Source organism: Mesorhizobium sp. M7A.F.Ca.US.011.01.1.1, assembly GCF_003998295.1.
Lineage (GTDB): Bacteria > Pseudomonadota > Alphaproteobacteria > Rhizobiales > Rhizobiaceae > Mesorhizobium.
The window spans coordinates 23,884-42,369 of record NZ_RZRT01000043.1 but is presented as its reverse complement, the minus strand read 5'-3'; the positions used below and the strand labels follow the sequence as shown (position 1 = coordinate 42,369).

Here is an 18,486-nt window from a genome sequence, read left to right as displayed (position 1 = left end):
TCAGATGGGTCGCTCGGTCTCGCTTCGGGCATGCCCTCGACCGATTTGGCGATCAAATCGCTCCGTTACAGACGGCATGATGTGGAGCTGCCGCGCCGTAAGTGACCATATCTCAGGCGGTAGGAGGAGCGCTTTGCTGAAGAAGCCCATCACACTTGGTACCTTGATGGGGAGTTGCGTGGTTTTCGATTATATCGTCGTGGGTGGTGGCTCCTCTGGATGCGTGATGGCGAGCAGGCTCTCCGCCTATGGCGCTCGCGTGCTGCTCATTGAAGCTGGCCCTGATACGCCGCCGAATGCCATTCCTGACGACATCCAGGATGGCGACCCAACGCGTGCTTACCTTAATCCCGGTTATCGATGGCAGTCACTCCACGCGACAACGGTGCGAGGTGGCCGCAAGCCTGTCCATTACGAACAGGCGCGCGTCATGGGTGGCGGCTCCAGCATCAATGCCCAAGTCGCCAACCGCGGCGGGCCCGGAGATTACGATGAGTGGGCCTCAAGCGGTGCAACGGGCTGGGGTTGGGAAGACGTGCTGCCCTACTTCCGTCGTCTAGAATGCGATTTGGATTTCGGCGGGGAATTTCATGGCACGAACGGCCCCTTGCCAATCAAACGTGTGCGCCAATCAGACTGGTCGGGCTTCATCCGGGCAATCTCCGATGCTTACGATGCTTTGGGGCTTCATTTCAGGCCAGACTGCAATGGTTGATTCGGTGATGGCTATTCAGTTGTCCCATTGACCAACCGCAATGGTCATCGGGTCTCCTCCGCGATGGCGTACTTACCAGAAACCGTCCGCTCTCGCCGCAATCTAACGATTTTATCCGAAACGACAGTTGCGCGGCTGACCTTTTTGGGAACAACGGTAACGGGGGTCGAGACGGAGAACAAATCGGGCGTGCAATCGTATAGCGCTTCTTGCGTTATCCTGTGCGCAGGAGCACTCCATTCACCCGCCATATTGATGCGCTCCGGGATCGGCCCCGCGAAGGAATTAGTACAATTCGGAATCCCTATCGTTGCAGATTTGAAAGGTGTGGGCCAGAATCTTCAGGAACACCCCACGATTTGCGTTTCGGCCTATTTGAAGCCGGCCGATCGCTTGTCACCCGGCGTGAGCGAATATATTCAGATGCACGCCCGCTATTCGTCGGGTTACGAAGGCTGCCCGTCGACCGATATGGCAATATCGACTGTTGCCAAATCATCCTGGCACCCGCTGGGGAGGCGCCTCGGCACTCTCGCCGTGTGGGTCAATCGCAGCTACTCGACGGGAACTGTGGCGCTCAAGGGTAGTTCGCATAAAATAGAGCCGGAGGTCGATTTCAACTGGTTGAGCGACAAGCGGGACGCCGAGCGCCTCAAGCAGGGCTTTCGCTTCATAGTCCGCCTGCTGCAGCAAGATTCGCTGTCCTCTGTGGCGCTGGACCCGTTTCCGTCAGCGTTGAATGCGCGAGCGAAGCTGGTGAGCAAGGTCACAAGCACAAACTATGCACTCACGTCATTTCTGGCGCTGCTCATGGACGCGTCGCCGCGGCTGCGCCGTGGGCTGATTAGGCGCGTCATAACGGATGGGGATAGCATTTCCGATCTCGTCAACGACGAGAAACATCTGGATCGGTATATTCGCCAGAACGTCATCCCAAGTTGGCATCCGACGTCGACCTGCAGGATGGGGGCAGCCGCGGATCCTGGCGCTGTGACCGATCCGTCGGGACGCGTTCATGGTATTTTGGGTTTGAGGATCGCCGACGCTTCCGTCATGCCATTTTGCCCTCGGGCGAACACAAACATTCCGACGATTATGGTGGCTGAGAAATTGGCCGACACAACCTTGAGAGACGGCAGACGGAGCTAAATCGCTGCCTGCTTTGCTGCTCGGCTAGTCGTCTCGTCGAGACGGCGGATAACGTCGACAAGCGCTTCCTCAGCTCATGTGCTCCTTGGTGCCGCCAGGCAGAACGCCGAACCCGATGTAGATGGCTTTTTTGCGAACGAAGTCTTCGTCCCTGAGCTTGACCGCTCGACCCGGATAGCGTCGAAAAAGACTATGGGATAGGAAAATTTCGAGCGGTCGGTTTCTGCCATTCGGCCATCGTCCGGGACGGCGTGTGTGATGGACGAGCTCAGGTAGCTGGCGATACCTCGCGTCATAGAGCTCTTCGAGATGGCCGATCCTGCCATGAAACCCGGAGGTCGGCGCTGGTCTGGATTGAGCCTGGAAGTCATAAAGCAATTCAGAATTGTAAATCGCTCTTAGTATCTTGGCCGTGATAATGTTAAACTAACCGCGACGGATGTAACAATATATACAACTATATTAACATACAAATCGTTGTTATCTTCACCAGGAAGCGCTAGAGATCAATTGCTAAGACGGAATCACCGCCCAGCCATCGGCTTAGCCTTAGAATGGGACATCATGTCGACTTTCGTTATTATTGGAAGAGACGGCGCGTTGCCCACATCCAAGGAACTGTCGACTTTGAGAGCCGCGGCAAACACTAATCAACTTAAGCGCCCAAAAAGGGGATTGACTATGACCACGCTGCCGAAAATTTCACTTTCGAAATTGAGAGACGATGCAACGCGACGTGACGAGCGCCAGCGCCTGCAAATGGCATGCCAGGAATACGGGTTCTTCTACCTTGTCGAGCACGGCATCCCCGGGGAACAGATCGCGCAAGCCATTGAGGCTTCCCGGCGATTCTTCGCATTGCCACAGTCGGTTAAGGAACGCTACGGGCACGCCTTTCAGGACGTGTACCCCACTGCCGCCCGTGGATACAGTCCTTTACACGGCGAAATGCTACATCCTGAGGCCGGCTTCGATCCAAAGGAGGTATTCGACCTCGGAATTGAGAACGAAGGCGACCGGCGTCCGTTCTCCGGCCGCACGCGCCTTCCGGATGAAGCCTTGGCTCCTGGCTTCGCAAGAAACCTGCTTGCTTTGCAGGCTACCGTGCTCGCCGGGATTGTCCCCCAGATCGGGGATGCGCTGGCGGACCTGATAGGTATGGAAGAGGCATGGTTCCAACGCCATTTCAGCACGCCGACGCTTGGGCAACGCGTGATACGGTATCCAGCTCGCGGCGGCACTTGCGCAAAGCACACGGATCATGGCTTCTTCACGCTGCTGCTGCAAGAGGAACTCCCCCTGCGTTCCTTGCAGGTGTGGTTCCGCGGTCGATGGATGCCGGTGCCGAGCCTGCCCGATAGTCTCGTAGTCAATCTGGGCGACCTCCTTCAGGTCTTGAGCGACGGCCGCTTCAAGAGTACGCCCCACCAGGTCGTGCATAGTGGTCCGACTGATCGAATTTCGCTGCCCTTCTTTATTTATCCCGAGATCGACGCTCGCCTGACTTCGCGACAAGGGCAGCAAGTTAGTGTTGTAGAAATGATGCTGCGCAACGTTGAGTCAATATGGGTGACTGGGAATGGCGCCGGACGCGCGCGCGAACTGCAATGATTGTCTGCTTTTCTAAAGCATGCGCAATTATGGCGCCGACGCGGTGCAGATCTCCGTGGTAAGCTGGAAGAACTCTCGCATCCGCTAGATTGTCCCGCCGTCGCGCGTGTAGCGCGGCGGTCGGAAGCCCGCTTCGGGATGAATGCACCTATGGTGTCAGATTGTTTGCATCGTGTGGTCGCAGGGAAAGATCGCACTAGATCTGCACCGCTGTCGCAAACGTGCTGCGGGAAAACCTGAGGGAACTTGATCCCATGATAACGCTCGCCCAACTCGCGCTTGACGTATCGCGAACCGAGCTCCCGGGAACCAGTTCCAGCGCGACCACGACGCCGTCACAGGCGGAAAGATCTTATAACACCCGGCGGTCGCGTGCTGCACGTCTTGCGGGCCGGTGGCAGTTATCGCAAGCCGTCAACCTTTCAGGCCGAACACCTCGCGCCCTGGAGCCCATTCTCAGCCGGAGCCCGCCCCTCATGGAGATTCGTCTCGCAGGCACTGCCGACCGCGATGCATGGCGGTCCCTTTGGTACGCATATTGCGCCGACCAAGGTCTCAATTCATCAGAACAGGCGACAGATAGGATCTGGCGGCGCATCGAGCGCCCAGACGAACCGATTAACGCGCTGATCGCGGTCTCAGCAACTGGCGTTACCATAGGTTTTGCTACCTTTGTCATTCACCCGTATACTCTTAGCGATCGTCCGGTCTGTTTTCTCGCAGATCTCTATGTCGACGAGTCTTCGCGGCGCCAGGGGATTGGCCAAGCCATGCTCACGAATCTGGCCTCCTACGGTCGCGACCAAGGCTGGCTGAGAATCTATTGGAATACGGACAGATCAAATTATCATGCGCGGGCGCTCTATGACAAGATCGGTAAATTGAGTCCATACCTTACCTACTACTATGACCTGTAGACTTGCTCTGAGGTCGTAACGAAAGCGCATTGACCTGCCCCAGTCTTTTAAACAGTGGCGAGTAGACTAGAGGTGCAGCCATTTATGTTGCGCACATGGGCTTGCAGCGGAATGTATTTTCGGCGCGATGATCCATTGATCAGGCAAGGACCGTGTTCGAGGTAAACTCCGTGCGGTGGTCTGCGACGATCATGCCGGGCTTGCCGCGCTGGGCGATCAGGTCGTCAGTTCGCGAGCAACGCGGCGACCAGAGATCTGTGTCCGGAATCGCGTAAGGCATTCGCGCGTCACGTCGTCGACGAGTTGATCGGCCGCAGGAGAACTGGTCGTACAGCGACCAGCGTGCGTTCGGCTTCGCCTCGACACGGATCGGCCCCGCATGCCGACCGCCGCTCGCCGTCCGCACTTCAACAAGGTAGGCGACATCTCGTCGACCGGCAAGATCTATTCCGGACGTCCGCGCTGTCGTTATGACAAGCCATATTCTAATTTAGATCTCAAAAATCTTCCGGGGAGCAGTGGTCAGTACCTCGACGCCGGAGTCTGTGACACGGAACGTTTCGCTGATGACGTATCCAAAATCCTCCTCGATCCAATTACCTAACATCAGGTGAAAGGTCATGTTTGGTAGCAACTCTGTCATATCGCCATCCTTAAGGCTTGCGGTCGGCTCCAACCAACCAATGCCGTGTGCATAGCCGCAACGCGTCTCCTTTTTGAGGCCCCGCTTCTCGATGCTGCGATTGAAGGCGTTGGCAACATCGCTGCAAGTCGCTCCTGGCCGTATCGCATCAAGAGCGACCTCAAGGCCGGCGACTTGGATCTCATGCACGCGACGTAGACGATCGGAGGGTGAGCCGATCGTGTAAGTGCGCATAAGCCCAGCACAGTAACCATATCGCGCACCGCCGATTTCGAGATTCACCTGCGATCCATAGCGAAAAACGTCCTCGCTCCACGGAATGTGGCACGTTCCCGTTCGCGGTGATGAACACAAACTTATTCCCTCGATCCCGCTTCCTGGCTTACCGTTTGCGCCGCGCACCAACGTTGCCACAATTTCCGCGCACGCGTCTGCTTCACGCACCCCGGGGCGTATTACCTCAGCAGCGCGTCGAATCGCGGCGTCTGAGATTGCCGCCGCCTCCCGCATTACAGCTATCTCGAGATCTGACTTGATGAGCCTTTTCCAAGTGACCGCCTTAGTAGCATCGACGATCGTGGCACCAGGCAGGCGCATCCTAAACTTTTTCGCCGATTGCGATGGAAGGCAGCATAGCTCGATTCCTATGCCTCGACTCGCGAGGCCGACGTCCTCCAAGTAATCGACTACCGCGTCATAGCCATCCTTGTCAGGATTTCCAATATACGCTTCGGGGTATGCGACGATTTTGTCGCGCTCCATAAAACATTGATGAATGGCTGCCGGCGCATCACAGCGGCGCAGAATGAACGTCGGTTCCTCTTCTCGTATCGAAACCACAACGGCCTGAGGAACATAGGCTGATAGCGCGGTGTACCCCGTGAGATAGGTAATGTTATGTTGGTCGGAAACGACGAGCGCGTCGATATCGCACCGACCCATTTCGAACTTCACCGAGCCGAGCCGGCGAAGGTATTCACTTCTAGGGAATGCCTGGGGTCCCTTGGATATATTCATAAGTTTGAACTCCAGCTATGCTTTTGACAACAAGGCGAGCTATTGCGGGTAAGAGTTCTTATGCTGGCGACGGATCACCTCTCAGTTGGGGGGGAGTCGTGGGGCTGCAGATCGCTCCTGTTCGCCCGACGGCGGTGTGATAGACCAAGCGATTAAGTCGACAGCTCGTTGGAGTATCGCTTCGGTCTGAGCAAGGCTGGGTGAAACGGCGACGACATGTCCTATCCAGTCTCGAAAATCGCCTTTCCTGAAGATCGGCGCGTTGGGTTCAACATACAATTTGATTTCAGCGACACCTGGTACCGCGATCGCCTGACTGCCGCCATCGATCCAATCGAGGGTGCCGTCGCAATCAGCAACTAGGAACCGCGCGGCTGCGGTCTGCAAATGCCTTCTGCGCAAATCCCATTCCTCGCCGACGACAAGCTTGATGTGCTCGGTGACCAGATCGACACCGCTCGCCAGTTGGACCAGTTCAGGCTCAAGCGCACCAGCAAGACGCGGATTCACTTCGATTACAACCGGGCCATGATTAGTCAACCGGAGCTCGATGTTCGTTGGCCCCCAATTAAGGCCAAGAGCTTGCAAGCACCTCAGCGAAACATCAACGATACGGTCATGATCGTCTTCCGCAAGCGGGGCCGGGAAGGTCGTTTCACGGAAGACGAAATGCGGTGGGGGGCCGAAATCAACGGCGACAATCCCAATAACCTCATTGCCCATTATCTCCACGCTATAAAAAGGGCCGCGCGCGAATTCCTCAACCAATATCCTCGGCGAAGACGGCCAGATGTGCTTCCCACCCAACAGATAGGTCGTGTGGTCAGCTAACTCATCGGCGTTGCGGCACAATCGGACACCGATGCTACCGCTGCCGATTGCCGGCTTAACAATTACGGGAAAGCCGATCTCCGCGACAGCGCTTTCTACTTCTGCCACATTCAGCGCCATGCGATAAGCGGGTATCGGAACTCCGGCTTCCGCAAGTAGCTGGCGCTGAGAGAATTTGTCACAGCATCGTTCAATCAATTCGGGGTTGGGTCCCGGTAAGTCGAAATGCCGACATAGTTTGCCAACGGTTGCATAGACCGACTCGTCGATGCCCGAGAAGCCCGTGATACCAGCGATGTCATTGGTCTCACGCAGCCTGGAACATTCGCGAATCAAGGTATCAAGATTGGTTGTATCGACACGGATTGCCTCGCTTCTTTCCGCCGCAAGATACTCGTACTGTGTTGGATCAACTGATAGTGTAATTGGATGAAAGCCAAGACGCCGGGCCGCGTGGATGTATCGTATTCCATTACCTCTTGCATGGCCTTCAACCAGGATGAGAGCTTTCCTTGACATTGGCTGTTCTCCACTCTGCGTTTTTGTCGATAGGTCGTTTTGCCATCGTGGACCTCAGACTTAAAGACAACGATCCAAGGCCAAACATTCCGTGAAATTGGTCGCCTCTACCCGCAGCCGCTGGCTGAAGCTGAAGTTGCCTTTGGCGCAGCAAAATCGTCTTCCCAGATCTGGGCAGAACCGATTGGGCTTGATGGCAACTGACCGAATAGTGGCCGAGTGGGATAATGCACTGTATCGCGTACCAGAGTACTGGGGACGAGTACGCCCTTGACCGGGACCCGGCGCCACGAGCTGTCACCGAAAGGCCCTACTAGGGAGTGAGTTTTAGCGCGTTATCGCCGGGAGAGCCCTCGCGAATCGAGAACGTTATCCTTCCATCGTCGTCTATTGCACCCTCGTAGAACATGTGGTCGCAGATAGAATTATCCCGGTGGAAAGTCAGCACTCGCGGCTTGATCTCCACCATCTGATGCTCCTCGATGTATGCGGAGGAGCAAACGATTATTTCGTCCCCGACCTGACAGGTGCGAGCAGCGGCTCCGTTCAGCACGCAGCAACGAGAACCCCGCTCTCCATAAATCACGTAAGTGCTGATTCGAGCGCCCGATGATTTATTCCAGATTTCAACGAATTCCATTGGAAGGATGCCGGCTTCGTCGCAGTGATCTGGATCCAAAGTTATTGAGCCCCGGTAGTTCAAATTCGCGTCGGTCACAGTTATTCCATGAAGCTTGGCGGCAACAAATTTTCTCATCTACATTTCCTCTCGGCGGTGGGACACTGCGTCGACAAGCGATTGCTGTGTCTTGGTTTCAGGATGGATGGATGGACGTTCTGCGATTTGTCGTATTGTGGTTCTTAGGACAAAATTGATTACTCTGGCGTGGCCAGCACGAGACAGTCAGGCGAAGGCTGGTTGTGGTGGGCGGAGGCATTGCCGGCCGGCTGTCCCCCATTGGTAATGCCATCCGATACAGTTCCGACATGTTCCGTTCCTTTAATTAGTTGTGATTTCAGGTGACTGTGCCAATCGGCCCGTTCAACTGGATCGCACACAAAGTTGCAAACCTCGTGCCAAACTGGCTAATCAGGCCGGAAACAGAAATGCGTGATCTCTTTCAGCTATTTAGGTGAGCAGACCACGGATCGGATCAAGAAGGCACGTCGCGGACGCGACAAAATGTTGAGTGTAGGACGGGTTGAGGTGGCGCCCTTCTGCTGGTGGTCGTGCGGCCGATCTGGGCATCGTTGACTTCTGGCGGCGGGGATGTCGAGGACGCTCGGGTATTGGCTGTTCGGATCTTAGACGCGTGCAGCCTCATGCCTCGAATGCGGCCGTTTTACTTGTCCCAGTCGAGGCCTGCCTAAATGTTTGATCTCAGGTTTTGATGGGGCATCCTTATCTTCCGAATCAAAGGATGCACTATGGGCCAGGTTCTTCATGGGAGCGCCACGACGACAGAGGCGGTCCGTCGGGCGCCCGCTGATCAAGGGTTTGTTTTCAGCGATGGGATGGTCGCGGGGCTTACGCTCCTAAGGACGACCTTAAGAGCCCAGCCTCGCTACCGTGCCATGATCGCGCAAGGCGGCCCTCGCCGGAGGCGTACCCGAGGATCGCCCCTGACCAACAAGGAAAAGCCGGATCGACGCGGTCATGTATCCTCTAAGAGTTGTCATGACGCTTACCTCCTTCAGGTTGTGTGCGTCAAGTTCTGCAAAATGGGGCGGCCACGATGCTGGTCATGCGGCTTGGCGTAGAGCGAGCTTCTTGTGCTCGCGCAGATCGTCCATGTTGATGTAGCGGTTGGCCTCCATCCAGTTCTCGTTGGTCTCGCAGCCAGCGCCCTGACGAGGCGCAGGCAGCTTTCATTGGGGAAGATGCGCATGACATTGGTGCGCCGGCGGATTTCCTCATTGTGCCGTTCAAGCATGTTGGTGCTCTTGAGATGCTTGTGATGCTGGCGCGGCAGGCAAAAGAAGGTCAGCGTGCGCTCGATGGTCTCCTCCACCCAACTCGTCAGTCGCGGATAGCGGCCCGACCATTTGGACAGCCATGCGGCGAGATCGGCCTTGGCCTCGGCGAGATCGCGCCGGTCATTAGAGCCAGCGCAAGTCCTGCAGGCAGTCGGCGCCGTGCTTTCTCGGCAGGTGATCGAGCGCGTTCCTGAGGAAGTGGACGTAGCAGCGCTGCCAGGCGGCTTCGGGGATCACCTCGCCGATCGCCGCGACCAGGCCGGCATGATTGGCGGAGACAACCAGCTCGACGCCCTTGGGGCTGCGCGCCTTCAGCGCGACGAGGAAATCCCTCCAGGCCGAGCGGCTTTCGCGATTGGCCATCTCGACGGCCAGGATCTGGCGCCGGCCGTCCCAGTCGATGCCGACAGCGATCAGCACCGCCTGGCTCATGACGACGCCGGCCTCACGCACCTTCTCTTAGCGCGCATCGAGGATGAGGTAAGGAAACGGCTCTTGAAGGGGGCGCCTGGCAAAGGCAGCGAGGCTCTCGTCCAGCCGCTTGTTGATGGCCGAGATCGACGAGGCCGAGAACGCATGGCCGCACAGCTCTTCCGTGATCGCCTTGACCTTGCGGGTCGACACGCCCTGCACATACATCTCCGCAAGCGTCGCCACCAAGGCCCGCTCCGAACGCTGGTAACGCTCGAGAAGCTCGGTCGAGAAGCGGCCGGCCCGGTCCTGCGGAACCCGCAGCTCAAGCTTGCCGACCCGCGTGACAAGGGTGCGGCCGTAATAACCCGAGCGGTAGCCGAGCCGCTCAGGTGTGCGCTCGCTCTTCGAAGCCCCCAGCGCCTCGTCCATCTCGGCCTCGAGTACCTCCTGCATCACCGCACGGATCACTTCGTGAAGTCCGTCCGGGTCCGAAAGCAGAATGTCTTTGATGGCAGCGCTGCCGGTCTTACTTTCAATCTTGGTCATGGTGGCGTTCCTTCGCGGGAATCGGTGACGTGAACAATCACCAGCCTGCCATGACCGCCCTCTCTCAGCGAATTTGCAGAACTGTCAGCACACACCCTCCTTCATCACAAACCCAACCGAACAACTGGGCAGGTGTTCCAAAAAACGCCGAGTTCCAATAAGGACTCAGGTCCTGGTCCGCTATTGTCACCCCTTCCAAGTCGATGTGTTCGTCACAAATCTTGCGCAATTGAGAAAGGTCGCCCGGGCGTACAACTCTGATTTCCACAGTATTCTCCTGCTTCTCGTTCCGGCACACGTCAGGGGATTTGCTTGCGCAGTTGCCTGATGTGGCAGGTGAGCCAGCCCGCATATTGGCCGTCGTATTGTGGGCCGCGACGCTCACATGTGCGCACCCGATGAAGTGTAGATGTGTTTGTTTCAGGCAATGAGGCGCGTCTTGTGAGCACCGCCACGGTGGACCTGAAATCGCCTCACAGACGCTTGCCCACTGAACACGTCCCCGCCATGACCGGGGACGTGTTAAGGCACATTGCCTTCAGCCTCTGCAGAGGTCAGCGGTCTTGCTGCCGTCCGCAGGTTGTCTTTGCCGTAGCCGTATTTGCCGAATACTGCCATCATTTCGCCAGAGCCAACATAGTCCTGCATACGGCATTGAACGCGTCGACCGCAGCCTGCTCGTTGAGCTCGAAGGCGATAGCAGGATAGTTGGCTGGCGCGATGAACGAATCGGCCAGCTCAAGGCTGTGGTCCTTCTTAACAAGTCCAGTCGCTGTAAAGTAGTCGAGGGCACCGGCGGCGGCGCGACAGCCTGTCCGCCGGCGGTCCGGCGACCTGCATGATTTTGTCGTCGGCGATGCCTGACTTTTTCGCGTCCTGGACCGCGGTGTAGCCTGTATCACTGACGAAGGTGAGTCCCTTGTCACGCACATCCTCATAAGAATGCAGCCCTTCCGGGTTGCCCTTAGGCACCAGCAGTGCGCCTCTCTCCGTAGCGATCGGTTCGCTGAACAGCACGTTGCGGCAGCGCTCCGGCTTGATCCACATGCCGGCCGTGATGAAGTCGAAGCGGCTAGCCTGCAGGCCGGGGACAAGTGAGCCCCATTCGGTTACGACCGGCTCGATTCTATTCTCGTGTTTTTGCGCGACGCACGCAAATGCCAGACAATCCGATCCCCAAATTAATTCCCAGCACCGCAGGTTATTTGGTGTCCGCTTTTTCAACGAGACGCTCCATGAGCGTGCTGTAGGCGACAAAACCGGTGTGAGACCAGAAGGTCTTGCGGCCAGGATTGGTCTCCAGCACGTCGAGGAAAATCCTTGATTTGTTGTGGAAACGAGACCGAATAAGCAGCTCAAGGGTCCTGCAGCCAATCTCCGAACGTCGGTGTTGGCAGCTGACGTAGAATTGCCTCAAAAAGACGCGTTGCCCACTCGGCTCCGCATTGTCTGGCTCCAAACGATGAGTGGCGAGGCCCACAATCTCGCCGTTCTGGCTGAAGAGGTCGACCATCCAAATTTCGCGATTCACCAACTGAATAAACCGCTCCTTGAGTTCTGAAACCGTCATCGGGGTTTCGATGCTTCTCGGCCTCGATCAACTCGCGGTTCAACATTGCCAACTTGTCGAAATCTTCGGCGGCAGCTCTGCGAATCTCAATTGTCTCTGAAGCACTGTGATCCTCTCCTGACCCATGCGACCCACGCAGCGGGCTAGGCAATGCGCTCCTACATGTCCGTGGTGGGTAAAGCCCGTCCGCAGCCAAAAATCCTATGATTAGAGTTGTTCTCGATGACCTCCGATACGGATTCTCTCGCCGGGCTTATTTCGATTTGGTCGAGGTCATTGAATCCTGCATCGCCCGACAGCCGCGCCGTCGGTAGGGATCAGCAAGCGTTCAATTTCCAGATGGTGGCTGCGAGAGGCGGATACCAACGTTTCTCGTCTGAACGTAGCCGTCCAGCGCTTCCTGACCCTTCTCCCTGCCGTAGCCGGACTGGTTTATCCCACCGAACGGTGTTTCCACCCCGCCCACATACCACCCATTCACGTACACTTGACCGGCCCAAAGGCGGTCGGCGGTCCAGAGGGCCCGGTCAATATCCCGCGTGAACACGCCCGCTGCCAGACCGTGAACGGTGTCGTTCGCGAGATTGACGGCCATTCCCGGATTATCGAACGTGGTAACGGCAAGAACAGGACCGAATACTTCTTGCTGGAAGAGATTGCTGTCTCGCGCGACATCGGCAAACACCGTGGCCGCCATAAAGTAACCGCTCCGCTCCGAAAGCGCAGTCCCGCCGGTTACGAGTCGCGCGCCCTGCGAGAGGGCCGTCTGGCAGGCCCGCTCAACTCCTTGTCGTTGGTTTCGGGAGATCAACGGGGTGATGTCGCAGTTTTCGCGTCCTGGACCGACCGACAGTCCTTCGACGCAGACCCTCACTCTTTCCACCAGTTTGTCTGCAATAGAACGTTCCACAATAAGACGTGTAAGGTTGTTGCAATTCTGGCCTGCATTCAGAAAGGTCCCGACGCGTACCGCTTCCACAACGCAGTCGAGGTCGGCATCGGAATACACAACTGCAGCCGACTTTCCGCCCAGTTCCATTATGCAGGGCACGATCCGATCCGCTGCCGTCTTGAGCACCGTCCGCCCAGTAGTAATCGAGCCCGTGAAGACGATGTGGCGAACGTCGGGATGTTCGATCAGCGCCTGGCCTGCCGTTTGGCCGTATCCAGTGAGCACGTTGACCGCTCCGGCAGGCAGCCCCGCTGTCTCACAGGCACGCGCAAGTTCAACTCCGGAAAGGGGAGCTAGTTCCGGCGACTTCACCACGACTGAGTTGCCGGTTGCGATGGCGCAGGCCAGCGAGCGGGCCGTCAGTTCAAGTGGACCATTCCACGGAACGATCTGGGCGGACACGCCGAAGGGACTTCTGACTGTGTAGTTGACCAGGTTGGCCCCGCGCGGGATCGAGCGCCCTTCAAGTTTGTCGGCCAAGCCACCATAGTATCGCAGGTATCTGATGGCGGTCTGAACCTCGCCATCGGCAAGTTCCAATGCCTTCCCCGTCTCCGCGCAGTTAATGGCTGCGATCTCGTCGAAACGCGCTTCAAGGGCGTCGGCAACGCGAAACAACATGCGACCGCGATCATACGGATGCATGTCTATCAGCACGCGGTCGCGAAAAACGCGGTGAGCAGCAGTAACGGCAAGCTCGATGTCTTGGGGTCCTGCTTCAGCTACGACAGCAATCGTTTCGGCGCTCGCCGGGTCATCGACCTCGATGCGTGTGCCGGACACAGAATCCCGCCACTCGCCATCGATATAATTTTTGACTACGTCGTTGCTGGCCATCCAGTCCTCTTTCTTATCGCTCGATTTTCTTCGAATTGGCGCAGCGACAGTGGTCGGCGCCGCAGGAAGAACGGCAACCGTGGTATCGGTCCGGCAGTGAAAGCCCTAGTCTGCCGTTCAGCCGCTCCGAGTTCGCCCACTGCCACATGCCACGGAACGGCCTTCCCGTTCCGTGACTGCGAGCGGCCCGATTTTGGACCTGCTAGTGGCCCGGTGCTTTGTCGGCTAGCGAGCCGCGCCTCCACCGTCGAGGGTAGTCGCTACTGCGCCAATGCTGTCGCGAATGATGGACAGACCACGCCGAAGGTCAGCCTCGGCGATGGTGAGGGCAGTCATGAACTTAAGCACCTCACCGTATGAGCCGGCGATCTCGATCACCAAGCCCCGACGAAAAGCCTCCTGGGAGACCAGACCTGGCAAGGAGTGGTGCTTCGGTGAAACGAGTCCGTACATCAGACCGCGGCCTCGCACGCTCAGGCCGAGGGTGGGGAATTCCTCGGTAATCGCGTTGAGTTCTTGGACCAAGATCGCAGACTTGCGAGCGATCTCATCCTCGAACTTGGAGTCGGACCAGTAAGCTTCGAGGGCCGCACGAGCAGTGACGAAAGCATAGTTGTTGCCTCTGAAGGTCCCGGTGTGTGCGCCCGGGGCCCAGACATCAAGTTCAGGCTTGATGAGAATAAGGGCCATTGGGGTTCCGATCGCCGACAAAGATTTGGACAGGGTAACGATGTCCGGCACAATTGCAGCCGCTTCGAAACTGAAGAAACTGCCCGCGCGACCGACCCCGGCCTGGATGTCATCGAGGATCATCAAGATTCCGTGCCGCGACGTTAGCTCGCGCAGCCGTTGCAGCCAAGTAACGCTCGCAGCATTGATGCCGCCTTCACCTTGGATCCCTTCCAGGATCACCGCGGCAGGTTTGTCGAGGCCACTGTTGGGGTCATTGAGAAGCTTTTCGAAGTAATCGATTGTGTCAACTGACGCCCCCAGGTAGCCTTCGTATGGCAACGATGTCACATGGGCGAGGGGAAACCCGGCAGCGGCCCGGTGCTCCTTGTTTCCCATCGCTGCCAATGCTCCAGCGCTTTCCCCATGGAACGAGTTGGTAAACGAGACGATGTTCGATCTCCCGGTCACCTGGCGAGCCAGTTTTAGACTCGCTTCGACCGCGTTCGTACCTGTGGGGCCGGGAAACTGTAATTTGTATGTCAGACCACGAGGCTTGAGAATGTATCGCTCGAAAGCTTCGATGAAGGCTTTCTTGGCCGTCGTGGCAAGGTCCAGCCCATGCACAATTCCGTCGCGCTCGATATAATCCAGCAGCGCCTTCTTGATGACGGGGTTGTTGTGCCCATAATTCAAAACGCCTGCACCGGCGAAAAAGTCGAGATATTCCCGACCGTCTGCAGCGATGAGAGTGGTCCCGACTCCGCGATCGAATAGGGCGGGGAAGGCGCGGACGTAGCTGCGCACCTCAGACTCCAGGCGATTGAAAACCGCGAGACCTGCATCCATTTCAGGTGCGAATTGCTTGCTCATAGGCGAACTCCTCAATCTGAAGCCTGCAAAGCCAGGCCTCTTCTGCTTTATGAAGTGGCGTGTAGGTGCCGTTGTGAGACAATAGCGCGCTACATTGGGCGCCTTGCGCAAATTCTGAGCGGCGGGATGCAGTAATTATGCGAAATTGCCGGCAGGTTGCATAAGGCCGGCGGTTTGTGTGGCTGCGGTGACGATTTTTCCCAACCACCTCAAGACGGCTGCATTTGATGCAGCAACCGGGGCAGGCGAACCTAGCGCTCGATTCCCTATACACAGATGAGACTCTTGGCAGCGTGAGCCAACGAATGGAAGCCGAAGCGCGGAAATAGAGGTCCCCCCTATCATCATCGTCCAGTCGGCTTAGCGTTTAAGTTCCGAGACGTTTCCTCGGCCGAACTGGGCGCAAGGCCTCGGCTTTTGACCGTCGGCTGCCATTGTCAGTTGGGCGATGGTGGACAGCACTCTTCGGCCAATGGCTATAACTGACGTCGAGGACGATAGCCGACTTTGGTCCCATGCCTGGCCTGATCGTTTGGGCTTCCGTCTGCGCGGGGTTGAGGCTACAGTCGAGTGCATATCGCAGTTTTTCTGCGCAAATTGCAGCTATTCCGGAGAATGACCATGGAATTGGATCGGATAGATCTGAAAATCTTAAGCGCTGTTCAGCGCAACAATCGCCAAACAACGGAAGAATTGGGCCAACTGGCCGGTATATCGCCCACGGCCTGTCAGCGGCGATTGAAGCAGTTGCGACAAATTGGCGTAATTGAGGCTGATGTTGCAATCGTGTCGCCTGAGGCGGTGGGCAGGTCCCTGATGATGCTGGTCTTGGTCGACATTGAGCGCTATCGTTCCGACGTCATCGATCGCTTCAAGCAGTCTCTACAGAAGGCGCCTGAAGTAATGAGCGCGTATGCGGTCACCGGTAACGCCGATTTCGTTCTCCTTCTCTCCGTGCGTGACTTGGCAGAGTACGACGCATTCTCGAGGCGTTTCTTCTTTGATAGCCCGGCTGTTAGAAATTACAGCACGATGATTGTGATGGATCGCACGAAGGTAACCTTGGCGGTGCCAATCGATGTATAGAACGCGCAATCTTACGCGCATTCAACAACTGGTTGATCCGATTCACCGATGACTGGCGCAAGGGTCAGCCGCCTTGCCCGCCGGCCATGATTGGGACGGGAGTTTTCGTACCGCTAAAGCGGCGATGGAGCGCAAGGCGAAGCATCATTCTGCTCCTTACAACGGCCTCGTCAGCGCGATGCTGCAAAAGCACTTCTGGACCTACCGGGCTGCATTCTGATGTATCTCGCGATAGGTTTGTCCCCTTCAGTCGCGATGCGCTTTGTCCACTTAAGTCACGACGCTCCGGCATCGCCTTCAGCCCTGATGGACTGCTGGCAAGGTCATGTTTAAACGTTCCGCCCCGTTGGGAGGCCGCCATAATGCGAATCTCTTAAGAATGCGCTGATTTCCTGCGTCCTGCAAGATAATTGCGCGTTTTTGCTTGCTCGCCGTCTGCTAGATTTTTGCCCGACTCAGACATTTGCGAGTTTGCGTGGTTTTCGATTATATCGTCGTGGGTGGTGGCTCCTCTGGATGCGTGATGGCGAGCAGGCTCTCCGCCTATGGCGCTCGCGTGCTGCTCATTGAAGCTGGCCCTGATACGCCGCCGAATGCCATTCCTGACGACATCCAGGATGGCGACCCAACGCGTGCTTACCTTAATCCCGGTTATCGATGGCAGTCACTCCACGCGACAACGGTGCGAGGTGGCCGCAAGCCTGTCCATTACGAACAGGCGCGCGTCATGGGTGGCGGCTCCAGCATCAATGCCCAAGTCGCCAACCGCGGCGGGCCCGGAGATTACGATGAGTGGGCCTCAAGCGGTGCAACGGGCTGGGGTTGGGAAGACGTGCTGCCCTACTTCCGTCGTCTAGAATGCGATTTGGATTTCGGCGGGGAATTTCATGGCACGAACGGCCCCTTGCCAATCAAACGTGTGCGCCAATCAGACTGGTCGGGCTTCATCCGGGCAATCTCCGATGCTTACGATGCTTTGGGGCTTCATTTCAGGCCAGACTTCAATGGTGCATTCGGTGATGGCTATTCAGTTGTCCCATTGACCAACCGCAATGGTCATCGGGTCTCCTCCGCGATGGCGTACTTTCCCGAAACCGTCCGCTCTCGCCGCAATCTAACGATTTTATCCGAAACGACAGTTGCGCGGCTGACCTTTTTGGGAACAACGGTAACGGGGGTCGAGACGGAGAACAAATCGGGCGTGCAATCGTATAGCGCTTCTTGCGTTATCCTGTGCGCAGGAGCACTCCATTCACCCGCCATATTGATGCGCTCCGGGATCGGCCCCGCGAAGGAATTAGTACAATTCGGAATCCCTATCGTTGCAGATTTGAAAGGTGTGGGCCAGAATCTCCAGGAACACCCCACGATTTGCGTTTCGGCCTATTTGAAGCCGGCCGATCGCTTGCCACCCGGCGTGAGCGAATATATTCAGATGCACGCCCGCTACTCGTCGGGTTACGAAGGCTGCCCGTCGACCGATATGGCAATATCGACTGCTGCCAAATCATCCTGGCACCCGCTGGGGAGGCGCCTCGGCACTCTCGCCGTGTGGGTCAATCGCAGCTACTCGACGGGAACTGTGGCGCTCAAGGGTAGTTCGCATAAAATAGAGCCGGAGGTCGATTTCAACTGGTTGAGCGACAAGCGGGACGCCGAGCGCCTCAAGCAGGGCTTTCGCTTCATAGTCCGCCTGCTGCAGCAAGATTCGCTGTCCTCTGTGGCGCTGGACCCGTTTCCGTCAGCGTTGAATGCGCGAGCGAAGCTGGTGAGCAAGGTCACAAGCACAAACTATGCACTCACGTCATTTCTGGCGCTGCTCATGGACGCGTCGCCGCGGCTGCGCCGTGGGCTGATTAGGCGCGTCATAACGGATGGGGATAGCATTTCCGATCTCGTCAACGACGAGAAACATCTGGATCGGTATATTCGCCAGAACGTCATCCCAAGTTGGCATCCGACGTCGACCTGCAGGATGGGGGCAGCCGCGGATCCTGGCGCTGTGACCGATCCGTCGGGACGCGTTCATGGTATTTTGGGTTTGAGGATCGCCGACGCTTCCGTCATGCCATTTTGCCCTCGGGCGAACACAAACATTCCGACGATTATGGTGGCTGAGAAATTGGCCGACACAACCTTGAGAGACGGCAGACGGAGCTA

Annotated in this window: 12 protein-coding genes and 4 pseudogenes; 6 read left to right on the top strand and 10 right to left on the bottom strand. The window is 57.1% G+C overall.

Features of this window, described 5'->3' with window-relative positions:
• Window positions 1–4: 4 nt before the first annotated feature.
• Window positions 5–1,057, top strand: a pseudogene (locus tag EOA13_RS38955) (GMC family oxidoreductase N-terminal domain-containing protein); the annotation flags it as partial.
• Between the two features lie 81 nt (window positions 1,058–1,138).
• Window positions 1,139–1,864, top strand: coding sequence for a GMC family oxidoreductase (locus EOA13_RS38950; protein WP_348629766.1), 726 nt, complete (start codon window positions 1,139–1,141; stop codon window positions 1,862–1,864).
• 81 nt (window positions 1,865–1,945) lie between these two features.
• On the opposite strand, the pseudogene EOA13_RS38945 reads toward EOA13_RS38950, so the two are convergent.
• Window positions 1,946–2,089, bottom strand: a pseudogene (locus tag EOA13_RS38945) (transposase); the annotation flags it as partial.
• Window positions 2,090–2,545: 456 nt separating this feature from the next.
• On the opposite strand from EOA13_RS38945, the gene EOA13_RS27790 reads away from it, so the two are divergent.
• Complete coding sequence (locus EOA13_RS27790) at window positions 2,546–3,475, top strand: 2-oxoglutarate and iron-dependent oxygenase domain-containing protein (protein ID WP_063170383.1); 930 nt, start codon at window positions 2,546–2,548, stop codon at window positions 3,473–3,475.
• 476 nt (window positions 3,476–3,951) lie between these two features.
• Window positions 3,952–4,392 carry a GNAT family N-acetyltransferase gene (locus EOA13_RS27785; protein WP_158515807.1) on the top strand — a complete coding sequence of 147 codons (441 nt, stop codon included), beginning with the start codon at window positions 3,952–3,954 and terminating at the stop codon, window positions 4,390–4,392.
• Between the two features lie 142 nt (window positions 4,393–4,534).
• Here EOA13_RS27785 and EOA13_RS27780 read toward each other — a convergent pair.
• The 9 genes and pseudogenes from EOA13_RS27780 to ectB all read right to left on the bottom strand — a co-directional run.
• Window positions 4,535–4,765, bottom strand: a pseudogene (locus EOA13_RS27780) (IS3 family transposase); the annotation flags it as partial.
• Between the two features lie 117 nt (window positions 4,766–4,882).
• A complete protein-coding gene (locus tag EOA13_RS27775) occupies window positions 4,883–6,052 on the bottom strand; it encodes a Xaa-Pro peptidase family protein (RefSeq protein ID WP_063169356.1) in 1,170 nt (389 codons plus the stop codon).
• 81 nt (window positions 6,053–6,133) lie between these two features.
• Window positions 6,134–7,402 (bottom strand): acetyl-CoA carboxylase biotin carboxylase subunit family protein, encoded by a 1,269-nt coding sequence (locus EOA13_RS27770; protein WP_082826583.1) that lies wholly within the window; start codon window positions 7,400–7,402, stop codon window positions 6,134–6,136.
• 313 nt (window positions 7,403–7,715) lie between these two features.
• Window positions 7,716–8,159 carry an aspartate 1-decarboxylase gene (panD, locus tag EOA13_RS27765; protein ID WP_063169354.1) on the bottom strand — a complete coding sequence of 148 codons (444 nt, stop codon included), beginning with the start codon at window positions 8,157–8,159 and terminating at the stop codon, window positions 7,716–7,718.
• A gap of 986 nt (window positions 8,160–9,145) precedes the next feature.
• Window positions 9,146–10,339: pseudogene (locus tag EOA13_RS27760) on the bottom strand (IS256 family transposase).
• A 756-nt stretch (window positions 10,340–11,095) separates the two neighbouring features.
• Complete coding sequence (locus EOA13_RS38940; RefSeq protein ID WP_224571101.1) at window positions 11,096–11,563, bottom strand: transporter substrate-binding domain-containing protein; 468 nt, start codon at window positions 11,561–11,563, stop codon at window positions 11,096–11,098.
• Window positions 11,541–11,909, bottom strand: a complete 369-nt coding sequence (locus EOA13_RS27750; RefSeq protein ID WP_063169352.1) for a GNAT family N-acetyltransferase — start codon at window positions 11,907–11,909, stop codon at window positions 11,541–11,543. Before EOA13_RS27750 ends, EOA13_RS38940 begins: the two co-directional genes overlap by 23 nt.
• A 328-nt stretch (window positions 11,910–12,237) precedes the next feature.
• Window positions 12,238–13,698: an aldehyde dehydrogenase family protein gene (locus EOA13_RS27745; protein ID WP_063169351.1), complete on the bottom strand. Its 1,461-nt coding sequence runs from the start codon at window positions 13,696–13,698 to the stop codon at window positions 12,238–12,240.
• 225 nt (window positions 13,699–13,923) lie between these two features.
• Window positions 13,924–15,240: a diaminobutyrate--2-oxoglutarate transaminase gene (ectB, locus tag EOA13_RS27740; protein WP_063169350.1), complete on the bottom strand. Its 1,317-nt coding sequence runs from the start codon at window positions 15,238–15,240 to the stop codon at window positions 13,924–13,926.
• A gap of 621 nt (window positions 15,241–15,861) precedes the next feature.
• On the opposite strand from ectB, the gene EOA13_RS27735 reads away from it, so the two are divergent.
• The gene (locus EOA13_RS27735) at window positions 15,862–16,326 is read left to right on the top strand and encodes an Lrp/AsnC family transcriptional regulator (protein WP_063169349.1); all 465 of its coding nucleotides are present in this window, start codon (window positions 15,862–15,864) and stop codon (window positions 16,324–16,326) included.
• Window positions 16,327–16,849: 523 nt separating this feature from the next.
• On the top strand, window positions 16,850–18,486 hold a 1,637-nt coding region (locus tag EOA13_RS27730; RefSeq protein ID WP_245490502.1), incomplete at its 3' end, for a GMC family oxidoreductase N-terminal domain-containing protein.

Bases quoted from the DNA above. Each gene is read 5' to 3' on its own strand.
- ectB (WP_063169350.1), bottom strand. From the start codon at position 15,240: ATGAGCAAGCAATTCGCACCTGAAATGGATGCAGGTCTCGCGGTTTTC.
- panD (WP_063169354.1), bottom strand. From the start codon at position 8,159: ATGAGAAAATTTGTTGCCGCCAAGCTTCATGGAATAACTGTGACCGAC.
- EOA13_RS27775 (WP_063169356.1), bottom strand. From the start codon at position 6,052: ATGAATATATCCAAGGGACCCCAGGCATTCCCTAGAAGTGAATACCTT.
- EOA13_RS27735 (WP_063169349.1), top strand. From the start codon at position 15,862: ATGGAATTGGATCGGATAGATCTGAAAATCTTAAGCGCTGTTCAGCGC.
- EOA13_RS27785 (WP_158515807.1), top strand. From the start codon at position 3,952: ATGGAGATTCGTCTCGCAGGCACTGCCGACCGCGATGCATGGCGGTCC.
- EOA13_RS27790 (WP_063170383.1), top strand. From the start codon at position 2,546: ATGACCACGCTGCCGAAAATTTCACTTTCGAAATTGAGAGACGATGCA.
- EOA13_RS38950 (WP_348629766.1), top strand. From the start codon at position 1,139: ATGCACGCCCGCTATTCGTCGGGTTACGAAGGCTGCCCGTCGACCGAT.
- EOA13_RS27770 (WP_082826583.1), bottom strand. From the start codon at position 7,402: ATGTCAAGGAAAGCTCTCATCCTGGTTGAAGGCCATGCAAGAGGTAAT.
- EOA13_RS27750 (WP_063169352.1), bottom strand. From the start codon at position 11,909: ATGACGGTTTCAGAACTCAAGGAGCGGTTTATTCAGTTGGTGAATCGC.
- EOA13_RS27745 (WP_063169351.1), bottom strand. From the start codon at position 13,698: ATGGCCAGCAACGACGTAGTCAAAAATTATATCGATGGCGAGTGGCGG.